This window comes from Parafilimonas sp. (assembly GCF_047606085.1).
Lineage (GTDB): Bacteria > Bacteroidota > Bacteroidia > Chitinophagales > Chitinophagaceae > Parafilimonas.
In genome coordinates this window covers 1-13658 of record NZ_JASGEX010000065.1, presented here as the reverse complement: position 1 = coordinate 13658, position 13658 = coordinate 1, and the positions used below count along the sequence as shown (strand labels likewise).

The window sequence follows — 13658 nt, the reverse complement described above, 5'->3', positions numbered from 1 at the left end:
TCATCATTCTTGAATTGCCGATTGAATTTAATAGAATTCACACCGACAAATTTAGTCCTTTTGCTTTCCATCAAGCTAAGGTAACTGATTCGAAATAATCCTGCGACCTAAACGCCTATACCTATAAGAAAAATCCTGATTTGGATGAATACCAGGCTTTAGACCTCTTGAGAAAAAATGGCTTAATAGATACAGCCAACTGTTTACACTCTTTATTATAAAAGCTTATTCCAAGCTTCGATAAGCGTATATTTATTGCTTTGTGGCGGCAATGTATCGAAACCATAAAAATGAAAGAGCTACGATTGTCGTAACTCTTTCATTTTTATTGCTCCTGAAGCTGGACTTGAACCAGCGACCCTCTGATTAACAGTCAGATGCTCTAACCAGCTGAGCTATTCAGGAATATTTTTCTGTTTAGGGGTTGCAAAAATAGCAGTTTTTATATTTTCACCAATTCATTTTTCAAAAATCCCGTTAAAAGAAATATTCCGTTTTATATGGATAACGTTGCCTGTATAACCCCCGCACATTTTCCAGTACAATGGCGCGTAATTTATCCATATTTCTTTTTTCTGCTGCCGAAATAAAAACAGTTTTATTGCCGGTTGCTTTCTGCCATCTTTCTTCAAGCTGGTGCAAAATTTCCTGTTTGGTACCGGCATCGAGCCATTCATCAAAATTCAGTGCTTCGTAAGCATCTGTTTTGTTAAAAACAGTTATAACAGGCTTGTCAACTGCGCCGAGCTCCTGCAATGTTTTATTTACAGTCTCCATCTGCTCTTCGTATTTCGGATGCGAAATATCAACCACATGCAGCAGCAGGTCGGCTTCCCGCACTTCATCAAGCGTGCTTTTGAAGCTTTCAATTAAATGGTGTGGCAGTTTTCTTATAAACCCAACTGTATCGCTCAAAAGAAAGGGCGTATGCTCAAAAACAACTTTGCGGGTGGTGGTATCGAGCGTAGCGAATAATTTATTTTCCGCAAAAACATCGCTCTTGCTCAGCAAATTCATAATGGTGCTTTTGCCAACATTGGTATAGCCCACCAATGAAACCCTTATAAATTCGCCACGCTCTTTACGTTGGGTAAACGCCTGTTTATCTATTTCCTGCAGCCGTTTACGCAGCAGCGAAATTTTATCCCGCACAATACGGCGGTCTGTTTCAATTTCCGTTTCACCCGGCCCTCTCGTGCCTATGCCGCCGCCAAGGCGTTCAAGATGTTTCCACATACCGCGCAAACGCGGCAGAATATATTGATATTGCGCCAGCTCAACCTGCGCCCTGGCACGCGAGGTTTTGGCGCGCCTTGCAAAAATGTCGAGGATAAGATCGCTGCGGTCAATGGCTTTTACACCAGTAGCTTTTTCTATATTGGTGATTTGCGAGCCGCTTAATTCATCATCAAAAATAACAATGTCTGCAGGATGGGTTTTAAGATAGGCCGCCACTTCTTCCAGTTTTCCTTTCCCTATAAAAGTCTTGCTGTCAGGCTGGGGTAATTTTTGGGTAAATGTTTTAATGGCGACAGCGCCGGCGGTTTCCGCAAGAAAGGCCAATTCATCGAGGTTTTCATGCACTTCGCGTTCATCCTGGCCCTTTTGCACCACGCCAACGAGCACTGCCCGCTCCTCAGCTTTTACCTGTTGCTTAATATCAATCAAATGCTTAACTGATTTTTTGAAAATTAAACATAGGCCGGCAAGTTATGCAAATTACAGGCCGCTTAAAGTAAGGCCAATGGAAACCGGGTGAATTGCGGGTCCGGCGCCGGCTTTTAAAAAGCTGGTTATCTGGTAAGAGCCGTCAATAGAAACATGGCCAAAGCCGATACGGCCGGTTGCAGCAAAACGGGTGCTGTTAATAAAATGCCTGTCAGATTCTTTCTGGATATAATTTTTGCTATAAATGGAGGTGCCATCGCCATCCACATAATTCTTTCCCTTTGTATGGGCGGTCAGCAGCAGGCCGCCCTTTATGCCGAATGCCATTTTAAACCCTTTATCAGGCTGTGCGGGCTTGGCTGAATACCTTAGCTCAACCGGCACTTCAACATAACCGGTAGATAGTTTGAACTTCTTAAAATGATAGCTCTCAGACACATCATCAAAAGGCAGGGTGCTGCCGGTAGATTTGAGATTTACATACGTGCCTGAAAAAAATATATTGCTTGTTCCCACCCCAATGCCTAAGCCGGCACTCAGGTGCGGGCTATTTTGAAAGGGCTTGTCCAGCATAATATAAATATTAAAATGCCTTGAAAAACCCGTGGTGTTAATGCTGTCCGGCACTTCCGGCCACATATCATACCCAAACTGAACCATAAAATGGTCATTTGCCCGGGTGCTCAGGTCAAGCTTAGACCAGTTCTTTTTCTTGGCAGCCGGGGCAGGCATAACATTAGATAAGGAGGTATCTACCTGTGCTTTGGCCATAACAAAAGCAGCTACCGAAAGAAATAGCAGGAAAAACTTTTTCGTCTGGTTCATAATAATTTGAATTTGCTGGTTGCAGAAATCCTGGTTAAATCAGTTATTTCCCGCTGTATGCTTTGTTAATTTTTAAGAATGCGGACAAAAATAAATGAATTCAATCTACACAGTCGGTTAAAATAACGCAAAATAAATAGCGGTCTGCATCCGATTAAGGCGCCCGGGCTATTGCATATACCGCTGCATAATTATATGATTTTTATTCTGGTAAACAGCAGGTTTAATTTCTCTTTTTAATGTTATTGGTGCAAGCAATGAGTTCAGCATGGCTTAAAAATTGATTTATGAACCGCATGAAAAATCTATTTTTTGCAGGCCTGCTTTTAATGGCAGTAACTGTGCAGGTAAATGCATATAGCAACCTGCAGGCAAAAAAATATGGCGCAAAAGCCGGAACGGTATTTCATGAATATGATACAGCCACCCTTAATGGAAAATGGGAGTTGATGCCTGTTTTGAGCTCAGACACGGCAGCCGGAAAAATTCCTTTTCTTGTTTTTAACCTTAAGGCTAATACGTTTACGGGCAATACCGGCTGCAATGATATAAGCGGCGGCTTTTTTCTGCAGCAGAACGCATTGCAGTTTAATGAGAACTTAATTTCTACAAAAAAAGCCTGCCCGGGTTATAATGAGAATGCCTTTATTGATAACCTGCTGAAAACAAACCGTTATGAAATTAAAGACGGCGTATTGCAATTAATGTACAATGCAACCGTCTTATCAAAATGGGCACGGCATGTTGATAAAAACCAGGGCAAAGAAATTTAGTTTGCATTGGCTTAGATTTTACCTTTAAGCCTTCATTAAAATAATACAATGCAATACAGAAAATTCGGACGCACCGGCTGGCCGGTTAGTGAAATAGGATATGGTATGTGGGGAATGGCAGGCTGGACAGGCTCTGAGAGCGAAGAAGTAAACCGCGCCCTTGATAAATCGGTGGAACTGGGTTGTAATTTTTTTGATACAGCCTGGGCTTACGGCGAAGGCTTAAGCGAACATATATTAAATGGGGTTTTAAAAAGGCATGCCGGGAAAAAATTGTATGTGGCCACCAAAATCCCGCCCAAAAACCGCAAATGGCCTTCTCAAAGGAGTTTTAAACTAAAGGATGTTTTTCCTGCTGAATATATAATTGAATACACGGAGAAAAGCCTGAAAAACCTGGGCATTGAAACAATTGACCTGCAACAGTTTCATGTGTGGGAAGATGGCTGGGCCCATGAAGATGAATGGAAAGAAGCCATCACTAAATTAACGCAGCAGGGAAAAGTAAAAGCCTGGGGCATCAGCATAAACCGCTGGGAACCCGATAACAGCCTGCAAACTTTGCAAACCGGTTTAATTGATGCGGTGCAGGTAATTTATAATATATTCGATCAGGCGCCCGAAGACAATTTGTTCCCGCTTTGCCGCGAATTAAATATAGGCGTAATTGCCCGCGTGCCGTTTGATGAAGGCACATTAACTGGCACGCTAACCAAAGAAACCGTTTTTCCAAAAGAAGACTGGCGCTCTACCTATTTTGTTCCCGAGAACCTGAACACAAGCGTTGATCACGCAGAAGCGCTAAAACCATTAATCCCGGAGGGAATGACAATGCCCGAAATGGCTTTACGGTTTATTCTTAGCAATCCCGATGTATCTACAACCATTCCCGGCATGCGGAAAATAAAAAATGTAATGGCGAATATGCAGGCAAGCGATGGCAAAGGTTTGCCTGGAAATTTATTGCAGGAATTGAAAAACCATCGCTGGGACAGGGAACCGACAAAATGGTCACAGTAAAAATACCGGACAGCAAAATTTAAAAAGCAATGAAATTTATCCATTGCTTTTTTATTGCGTGGTATGTAAAACCTGCCGGCCGAAAATTAGGAAAGAGCAAAAATTTGAAATACATCCAAATACTTTCTTTGAATAAATTCTAAATTTTTACTTTTAAAACTCCGGAAATCAGATAGAATTGACCAGAAAATAAATAGTAAAAAACTTTTATAACTTGATAGATTGTATTGAATATACCAGGCTGCTGCATTCTGCCAATAACAAAAACTGGAAAAAATGGGGGCCGTATATTTCTGACAGGCAGTGGGGAACCGTTCGTGAAGATTTTAGTCCGGCAGGCGATGCCTGGAATTACATAAACCACGATTTGGCAAGAAGTTATGCCTATCGCTGGGGCGAAGATGCCATTGCCGGCTTTTGCGATACGGAGCAGGTTTTATGTATTGCCCCCGTGTTCTGGAATGAAAAAGACCCTATTTTAAAATCAAGGCTTTTTGGCCTCACCAATAACGAAGGCAACCATGGGGAAGATGTAAAAGAGCTGTACTTCCATCTTGATTCTTCGCCCACCCATTCATATTGTAAATTCCTATATAAATATCCGCAGGCGGCTTTTCCCTATAATGAATTACTGGAACAGAACAAGCGCAGCCGCCTGAGCCCGGAATTTGAAATAACCGATACCGGCATTTTCGATGACAACCGCTATTTCGATTGCTATATCGAATATGCCAAGGCCGATATGAATGATATCCTTATGAAAATTACGGTACACAACCGCGGCCCTGAAGAAGCCGCTGTTCATGTGCTGCCACATATTTGGTTCCGCAATTTCTGGCGGCATAACCCGCGGTTTACCAAGCCGGAAATGTTCTCGGCGGCTGAGAACTGCATACAAACCAGTTCTTCGCGCAATGGCGAATTTTATTTCTACCACGAGCCCGGCGAACAATTATTCTGCGATAACGAAACCAATAATGAGCGCATGTATAACCGGCCGAACGAGTTTTCCTGCGTAAAAGATGGCATCAATAATTATGTTATCCATAAATCAAAAACCATCAGCGCGGAAAAGCATGGTACCATTGGTGCAGTTTGGCTGAAAGAAAAAATAAAGCCCGGCGCCTCAAAAACCTTCAGGGTAAGGTTAAGTAAAACAGCGCATAACGATCCGTTTGAAGGGTTTGACCGGGTGTTCATGACCCGCAAAGCAGAAACCGATGAATATTACCGCCAGCTTGAGCCACGTAAATTCTCATCAGCCGACAAAAAATTGTTGCGCAGCGCTGCAGCCGGTTTAATGTGGACGAAACAGTTTTATTACCTCGATGTTTTCAAATGGCTGTTTGGTGAGCCGGGCGATAACCCGCCCTACCGTCATTACCGCCGCAATTACGACTGGCAGCACCTTACCTGCCGCAACATAATTTCCATGCCCGATAAATGGGAATATCCCTGGTTTGCTGCCTGGGACCTGGCTTTTCATGCTGCCACTTTTGTGCATATTGACCCGGGTTTTGCCAAGCACCAGTTGCAGCTTATACTGCGGGAATATTACATGCACCCAAACGGGCAAATTCCGGCGTATGAATGGAATTTCAGCGACGTAAACCCGCCGGTGCATGCCTGGGCAGTTTGGCATGTGTATGAAACGGATAAGAAAAAAAGCGGTAATCCCGACTGGGATTTCCTGGAACGCGCTTTCCAGAAACTGCTGATGAATTTTACCTGGTGGGTAAACCAGAAAGATGCCAATGGCACGGATATTTTTGAAGGCGGTTTCCTCGGGCTTGATAACATAGGTGTGTTCGACCGCAATTATATGCCGCCCGGCATTACCAAGCTGCAGCAGGCTGATGCCACGAGCTGGATGGCCATGTATGCGCTGAATATGCTCCGCATGTCGCTTGAACTGGCGCAGCACAATAAGGCTTATGAAGAATCGGCGGCCAAATTTTTCCGCCATTTTTTAAATATCGGCTGGGCCATGCACCACATTGGCCGCCGCGATATTTCACTTTGGGATGAAGAAGATGCGTTTTATTATGATGCCATACAATTTGGCAACGGATCGAGCCAGCGGCTGAAAATCCGTTCGCTGGTGGGCATTATCCCGTTATTTGCGGTTGAAATAATTCATGCTGATGTGTTTAAAAACCTGCGGGAGTTCAATAACAGGCTGCAAACCATCAAGCTTACGCGGCCTGATCTTACCCGCATCATTTCTAACATTGATAAAAAGAATGAAGACGGCAATTATTTGTTTGCGATAATGATAGATGACCGGCTTGAACATCTCTTAAAAAGATTGCTGGATGAAGCGGAATTTTTATCAGGCTATGGCATTCGTTCGCTTTCAAAATGCTACCAGGAAAACCCATATATTTTTGATTACAATGGCAACAATTATGTTATTCAATATGAGCCGGGCGAAAGCAGCAGCGATATGTTTGGCGGCAACTCCAACTGGCGCGGGCCTATCTGGCTGCCATTGAATTACCTCATCATTCATTCGCTGCGAAAGTATTATGAATATTACGGCGATAAATACAAGTTTGAGTTTCCTGCTGGTTCCGGCAATAAATTAAACCTTAAACAAATCGCCAACCAGCTTACCAAAAGGATACTGAAAATATTTGAACGGAACAATGCCGGCATGTTTCAATACCACCCGGCCAACCAATCCTGCTGGTCGAAGGAGTATTTTAAAGAGCATCATTTTTTTTATGAATTCTTTCATGGCGATACGGGCCAGGGTTTGGGCGCTTCACATCAAACCGGCTGGACAGCGCTCGTGATAAACCTTTTGCTTGAGATGGACGAGGATTGATGATATGTCAATATAAATGCGTTGCTTCATTGTGAAGCAGCGTTAGATAAATTTAAAAACAGCCACTTTTTTCCCCTATCAGTTGGTATCTGCATCAAACGAAAAATGTTGTATTGTAATGCCGGTTTGCGAGGATACAAACCGGTAGAAGAATGCAAGAGCGGCAACCGCAGGTTTCGTGCTCCGCCGCGGCGGAGCATTTCCCGTCCTTCGGACGAAACGAAAGCTTAGTTATTAGCTGTAGTGCTTTTTATTTTCGTTCACTTAAAGCTACTTTTATTCCGAGTCCAACCAAAGCAATTCCACAAACTTTATTGATATAATATGAAACTTTTTTATTACTCTTTAATTTTGAAAAAATGGCTGAGGAAAAAATCGCTAAAACAAAACACCAAATTGTTCCAGTTATTATGAATGTTGCTCCAAGTAATAAAAATGGAAAGACTGTATTTTGTTGGCTTGGATTTATAAACTGAGGTAAAAATGCAATAAAAAACAATGCAACTTTGGGATTTAGAATATTTGTTAGCATTGCATCTCTATAAATTTTCCAATAATTAACATTGCCAGATTTCGAAATATTATCAGTCTGTAACTTTGATTTGTCTGTTAGCATTTTGTAACCAACATACATTAAATAAGCGGCACCAATACACTTAGTGATATTAAATACAATAATTGATTTAGCCATAATTATTGATAATCCGAGTGCTGCTAAAATAGTATGAACAATACTTCCAGAGCTAATTCCTAAAGCTGAAATCATCCCTGCCTTTTTACCTTGAGCAATACTTTTTGTCAATATAAATATTGTGTCATTTCCTGGTGTGAGATTTAAAAGAATTCCTGTTATTAGAAAGGTTTCAAAATGTATAATTCCGTTCATAAGCGTTTTGTCTTGGAAAGCATTATAGCTAACGTTTAGCAGCTTTGCGTTCGGCAGGGCATTTGAAAAACGTCAGCCGGCAACCGAAGCTAAACAAAGATATACAAGCTGATGATAAGTTATACAGCCGAATATTATTCGTAATGCCGGGACTGCTGCTGATACTTGCACTAAACCAACAAACTTCTTAACAGCCCGTTGCCTTTACCCTGTGCAACATGAGGGCCTTTGGCAGAATATCTAATTACGGTCATGTTTTACTGCTTATAACAATTTTCTATGTGCTGCATTGCTGTAAAAAGCATATAAATAATAAGCACGACAATCATCTTTTGGAATGACCCCTGTCATTAACATTTCGTTTCTCCACAAATAGTTTTACCGCATTATATAATTATGTAACACGGTACATCGGAAAAATCTTTTAATCAAAATTTTTTATATGAATAAGTATTTACCGGCTTTAAAAAGCCTCCTCATAACAGTTTTGGCCGGCGCATTCCTCCTCTTTCCTTTAATTGTTTCAGCACAGGAAAAATTTACCGCGCAGTCAGTTAACATATCAATAACCGGAACCTCTACCCTGCACGATTGGGAAGAAAAATCGAGCCAGGGCCAGTGCACTGCGTCTATTGCTGTAAAGGACAATAAAATAGACATTGCTGCCCTGCGTTTCAGCACGCCTGCAAAAGGCCTTAAAAGCGAACATACCCTGATGGATAAGAATACATACAAGGCGTTGAATGCAGATAAATATCCTGCTATCAGCTTTGTTCTTTCTTCTGCCACAGCCGTATCATCCGGTTCAAATACCTACCAGTTAAAAGCAACAGGCAGTTTAACCTTAGCCGGTACTACAAAACAAACGGATATAAATGCTACGCTTGTGTATAACCCGGCTTCTAAAAGCTTTACCTGCAAAGGCAGCAAAACAATAAAAATGTCGGAGTATGGCGTAACCCCTCCTACTGTTATGATGGGCACCATTAAAACAGGCGATCAGGTAACCATTACTTATGAACTTATCATCAGGAGCTGATTGCTCACGTAAATAACGATTACATATTAATAACTTAAAACCAATAAAATGAAAAGGCATATCTCCCCGCACAGCAATTTACTGATCATAATATTAGCTGTTGCCCCGTTTATGGCCCATGCGCAGTTTGACGAATATTATGGCAGGCCTTCTTACTGGAGACCATACGACCAGAGAGGCATAAATGTTTTTGAAACAACCAAAACGCCTGACTCCATTCCTTATACAGGGCCCCGTGTGCGCCTGGGCGCAGGGTTTACGCAACAGTTTCAAAACCTGGAAGCAGAAAATACGGCACTTAACAATGGTGGCAACACGGTGGCTACTGCAGAAGCCAATAAATTATACCCGCTTTCCCCCGGCTTTATGACAGCTATGGCTAATCTGTACGTGGATATTCAGTTGGCTGATGGCATACGGTTAAATGTTACCAGCTATCTTTCCGCACGCCACCACAACGAAACCTGGGTAAAAGGCGGATACATTCAGTTTGACAAGCTGCCCTTTAAAGGAGAATTCTGGACTAACCTCATGAAAATAACTACCATTAAGGTAGGGCACATGGAAATAAACTATGGGGATGCACATTTCCGCAGGTCAGATGGAGGGCAGGCATTATACAATCCATTCATGGAAAGCTATATAATGGACGCTTTTGCTACTGAAATAGGAGGTGAAGTATATGTTCAGAAAAACGGCTTGTTTGGTATGGTTGGCGTTAGTAATGGCATGATAAAAGGTAATGTTGACTCTGCCCAGGCAAGCACCGTTGATGCAAATACACATACTGATCCATCTGTTTATTTAAAAGCTGGCATTGACAGGCAGCTTACAGAAAAAGTAAGGGTGCGTGTGTCAGGCAGCTATTATCATAACTCCAGTTCGCCCAGAAGCGGCCTTACCCTGTATGGTGGCGACCGTACCGGCTCAAACTATCAGAATGTTGTAGAAAAATGGGTTTCAGACGGTGCAGCACAGTCAAGTGACGATATTGCTTTCTCGGGCCGTTTAAACCCCGGCTTTACCAAAAAGATAGATGCCTTTATGCTAAATGGTTTTCTGAAAGCAGGCGGTTTTGAATTTTTCGGCACGTATGAGAATGCAAAAGGCAGAACAAAAACCGAAACCGAAAACAGAACGGCCAGCCAATATGGTGTGGAAGGGGTTTACCGGTTTGGAAGCGCTGAAAATGTATATGTGGGCATACGCTACAACGAAGTGAAAGCGGAACTGTCAGGCTTTACCGATGAAGTTAACGTAAACAGGGTTGCCTTTGCTGCAGGCTGGTTTGTAACAAAAAATTTGTTGCTGAAAGGCGAAGTGGTAAACCAGCATTACAAAAATTTTCCTGATACCGATTACCGCAACGGCGCTAAATTTAACGGTTACGTGATTGAAGCTGTGGTTGGCTTTTAATATTTGCTGCTATTTTATCATAGCCGGGAAGTAAACCTCCCGGCTTTTTAATATAAAGCTTCATGATGAAGAATAAAGCACTGGCATCATTTATAGTTGGCATAATGCTGATGGCAAGCGGCTTCGCACAACCGGTTCTTAAAACAAAATGGATTGTTTTAAACAATGCTTCGGTAAGGGTAAATGGCAGTACCAACGTAAATAAATTCAGTTGCCTGGTAAATGGTTATTTCAGCCTTGATACAATTACCTGCTATAAAAATGGTAATGTTACCGCATTGCATGGAAAGCTGGCCATACCTGTTACCAGTTTTGATTGCATGAATGCCATGATGACAAGCGAGCTTCGCAAAACATTAAAAGCAAAAGAATTTGCCACGCTTAATATTAACTTTATTTCCCTCAATAAATATCCTGCCCTCAAGCCTGAACAGGAATCAATAAACGGCATTGTAACCATTGAACTGGCCGGCGTTACCCGGAAGTTTGAGGTCAATTACAAGATATCAATGGATGCCGGCAGGGTAATTCACATGACAGGCGTTCAAAGCATACATTTTTCTGACTTTAAGCTTACGCCTCCAAGAAAATTAGGCGGAATGATTAAGGCTGACGACAAGCTGGAAGTAATGTTTCAAATAAATTTCAGCATGGCTGAAGACTGAGAGCCTGTTTAAAAATTATTCAATAAAAGTTTTATAGGGATAAGTTGACCATTTCTTCTGATGCTTCCATAAGCAGTTCATAATTTCGGCATAATCTGCGTTCGTTATCGAACCAGGAAAATGTTCGCTCTGCTATCCATCTCTTATGCACCGGTTTGAAATTAGAGGAGTTACTTGCTTTACGAAGTACAACCTGTAGCCAATAACCAAACTTTTCTTTTACTTCTTTAAAAAAGGGGAATTAGCTCAGTTGGCTGGAGCGTTTGCATGGCATGCAAGAGGTCACTGGTTCGAGCCCGGTATTCTCCACAAACCCTGCCCATACGCCTTGCATGTTTACATCCTATGCCCGGCGTTTGCCGATAAATAGTATATTGGGCAAACGGAAAACCTGAAGCATCGCTTATTTCGTTACAACAATTCAGGAAAGCCTAATCTCCTCCGTAAGCGCGCCGCGCATCAGCTTATATTTTCAGCCAGGTGAATTATTACTTCAACAGTTGTTCCCAATGCCACTGCAATTTTTTCAAGCCGGGGAACGGTAACTTCAGTTGTTTTTTCTGTTTCTATATTGCTTAGGGCAGTACCTGAAATGCCCGTTGCTGCTGCAACTGCTTCCTGGCAAAGGTTTTTGGCAAGGCGTATGGCCCTGATGGCTTTTCCTACGTGCATAAGGTTTGGTTGTTTTGTCCGGGCAATAAAAAGGCTCAATAAAATTAAGCGTTTTTTCACCGCTCTTCCAAAAAAAATTCAGATTGTTCGCTAAGACAATTTTTGGAGCGGGAAATAAAAGGAATTTTTACCAGATAAAAAAATGGTATATTTCAAGTGCCACTTGAAATGTGGGCGCCCTTAAAATTTGGTTGCCTTAAAAAGGCCGCCTAATTTTATTTTCTGATTCCACCCAGTGTAAATACGGCTTTAAAACAGCTTGTATGTTTGCCATTTTTAATCAATATGAACCACCTGTTACAGTAACTATCCAGTTACTTAGTCAACTGCAGGTAAAAGTTACAGCGGCAACGGTAAATGAAACCATTTTAAACCATCCCGATTATCCCAGCCTTTTAAGCATCAGCGATGCATTAAACACCTGGCATGTTGAAAACGCCGCCGTGAGCATTGAAAACGACAAACTGGGTGGATTGCCTTTGCCGTTTATTGCATTTATAAAAAGCAACCCGGCTTTTGTTTTAATTACAGCAGTTAAAGATGGTAAGGTTTTTTATTTAACCGGAACAAATAAAACGACGGCAAAAGAATTACCGCAGTTTACAAAAGAATTTGGCGGGGTGGCGCTGCTGGCACAGGCAGGAGAAAATGCCGGTGAAAAAAATTACAGGCAATCAAAGAAAGCGCAATTTAAAAAACAGGCAGGGGCTTTGTTTTGTTTTGTGGCTGTTGTGGCATTGTTATTTGTATCTGTTTTTTTATTCATTAATAATAACCTGCAACATTATTTACTATTCCCTTTTTTAAGCATTTTAAATTTTGCCGGCCTTATAACTTCTGTAATTCTATTATGGTATGAAACTGATAAAACCAACCCTGCCTTGCAGAAAATATGCACCGGGCCCAAAACAAACTGCAATGCTGTTTTACATTCCAGAGCGGCAAAAATTGCCGGGCTAAGCTGGAGCGAACTGGGGTTTATTTATTTTGCCGGTTTGTATTTGCTGCTTTTGCTAACAGGCTTTACAAATAACCCGGCATTGCTGCCCTTTATTGAGTTGTTTAACCTTGCGGCTATTGTATATGTACCGTTTTCTTTATTCTATCAATGGAAAGTGGTTAGGCAATGGTGCCCTTTATGCCTTACGGTGCAAGCCATATTGCTGCTGCAGTTTGTAGTGGTTGTCAGCTATCAGTCTTCAGCTATCAGCCCTTATCAACCCCTCAACCTGGCAACTTTATCAACTATTTCAACGGCCTTCGTTCTGCCGGCAATAGCCTGGTTTATCATAAAACCATTATTACAGGTAAAGCAAAAGGCGAAACAGGATTTTCATGCTTTGCAGAGAATAAAATTCAATACGGAAATTTTTAATGCGCTGCTTGAAAAGCAAAAGCATTTAACTGAACCCACAGATGAGTTAGGAATTATTTTAGGAAATAAAAATGCTACTAACACATTGATAAAAGTATGCAACCCTTATTGCGGGCCTTGCGCCAAAGCGCATCCTGAAATTGAAAAGCTGCTGGAAGAAAATAATAACCTTAAAGTGCAGATAATATTTACGGCAACGAATGATGAACATGATACGAGAGCGTTGCCGGCAAAACATTTATTAGCAATTGCAGCAAACAATAATGAAACAATTACAAAGCAGGCGTTGGATGACTGGTACCTGGCAGATAAAAAAGATTATGATGTGTTCGCTGCCAAATATCCAATGCCTGCCCCACAGAATGGTCCTGGCGGGAACGGTGAATTAAAGATGCAGAACCGTAAAATACAAAAAATGAAAGAATGGTGCGATAAAGTTGATATAAGCTTTACGCCAACATTTTTTGTATCAGTTCCCTCCCCGAAGGG

At 41.7% G+C, this 13658-nt stretch carries 11 protein-coding genes and 2 tRNA genes; 8 read left to right on the top strand and 5 right to left on the bottom strand.

The genetic code is table 11. The features are described from left to right. Positions 1-331: 331 nt before the first annotated feature. The 3 genes from QM629_RS06060 to QM629_RS06050 all read right to left on the bottom strand — a co-directional run bounded on the left by QM629_RS06060 (position 332) and on the right by QM629_RS06050 (position 2493). Positions 332-405, bottom strand: a tRNA-Asn gene (locus QM629_RS06060). Positions 406-477: 72 nt separating this feature from the next. Then, positions 478-1668: a GTPase HflX gene (gene hflX, locus QM629_RS06055; protein WP_415158224.1), complete on the bottom strand. Its 1191-nt coding sequence runs from the start codon at positions 1666-1668 to the stop codon at positions 478-480. A 51-nt stretch (positions 1669-1719) separates the two neighbouring features. Next, positions 1720-2493, bottom strand: a complete 774-nt coding sequence (locus tag QM629_RS06050) for an outer membrane beta-barrel protein (protein ID WP_415158222.1) — start codon at positions 2491-2493, stop codon at positions 1720-1722. Positions 2494-2789: 296 nt separating this feature from the next. Here QM629_RS06050 and QM629_RS06045 point away from each other — a divergent pair, with 296 nt between their 5' ends. The 3 genes from QM629_RS06045 (at position 2790) to QM629_RS06035 (ending at position 7116) form a co-directional block, all read left to right on the top strand. Next, positions 2790-3266 (top strand): META domain-containing protein, encoded by a 477-nt coding sequence (locus tag QM629_RS06045; protein WP_415158220.1) that lies wholly within the window; start codon positions 2790-2792, stop codon positions 3264-3266. A 48-nt stretch (positions 3267-3314) separates the two neighbouring features. Then, the gene (locus tag QM629_RS06040; RefSeq protein WP_415158218.1) at positions 3315-4286 is read left to right on the top strand and encodes an aldo/keto reductase; all 972 of its coding nucleotides are present in this window, start codon (positions 3315-3317) and stop codon (positions 4284-4286) included. 214 nt (positions 4287-4500) lie between these two features. Next, positions 4501-7116: an MGH1-like glycoside hydrolase domain-containing protein gene (locus QM629_RS06035; protein ID WP_415158216.1), complete on the top strand. Its 2616-nt coding sequence runs from the start codon at positions 4501-4503 to the stop codon at positions 7114-7116. A 250-nt stretch (positions 7117-7366) separates the two neighbouring features. Here the strand turns inward: QM629_RS06035 and QM629_RS06030 are convergent, their stop codons facing one another. Beyond that, on the bottom strand, positions 7367-8002 hold the full coding sequence (locus QM629_RS06030) for a LysE family translocator (RefSeq protein WP_415158214.1): 636 nt from the start codon (positions 8000-8002) through the stop codon (positions 7367-7369). Between the two features lie 442 nt (positions 8003-8444). Here QM629_RS06030 and QM629_RS06025 point away from each other — a divergent pair, with 442 nt between their 5' ends. The 4 genes from QM629_RS06025 to QM629_RS06010 all read left to right on the top strand — a co-directional run bounded on the left by QM629_RS06025 (position 8445) and on the right by QM629_RS06010 (position 11431). Next, complete coding sequence (locus QM629_RS06025) at positions 8445-9041, top strand: YceI family protein (RefSeq protein ID WP_415158212.1); 597 nt, start codon at positions 8445-8447, stop codon at positions 9039-9041. 48 nt (positions 9042-9089) lie between these two features. After that, positions 9090-10457 (top strand): hypothetical protein, encoded by a 1368-nt coding sequence (locus QM629_RS06020; protein ID WP_415158210.1) that lies wholly within the window; start codon positions 9090-9092, stop codon positions 10455-10457. Positions 10458-10519: 62 nt separating this feature from the next. After that, on the top strand, positions 10520-11122 hold the full coding sequence (locus tag QM629_RS06015) for a YceI family protein (protein WP_415158208.1): 603 nt from the start codon (positions 10520-10522) through the stop codon (positions 11120-11122). Between the two features lie 235 nt (positions 11123-11357). Further along, a tRNA-Ala gene (locus QM629_RS06010) sits at positions 11358-11431 on the top strand. 150 nt (positions 11432-11581) lie between these two features. On the opposite strand, the gene QM629_RS06005 is transcribed toward QM629_RS06010, so the two are convergent. Then, complete coding sequence (locus QM629_RS06005; protein ID WP_415158206.1) at positions 11582-11794, bottom strand: helix-turn-helix domain-containing protein; 213 nt, start codon at positions 11792-11794, stop codon at positions 11582-11584. Between the two features lie 263 nt (positions 11795-12057). Between QM629_RS06005 and QM629_RS06000 the strand changes: the two genes are divergently transcribed. After that, positions 12058-13658 (top strand): vitamin K epoxide reductase family protein (locus QM629_RS06000; protein ID WP_415158204.1); only part of this gene is annotated, 1601 nt, incomplete at its 3' end.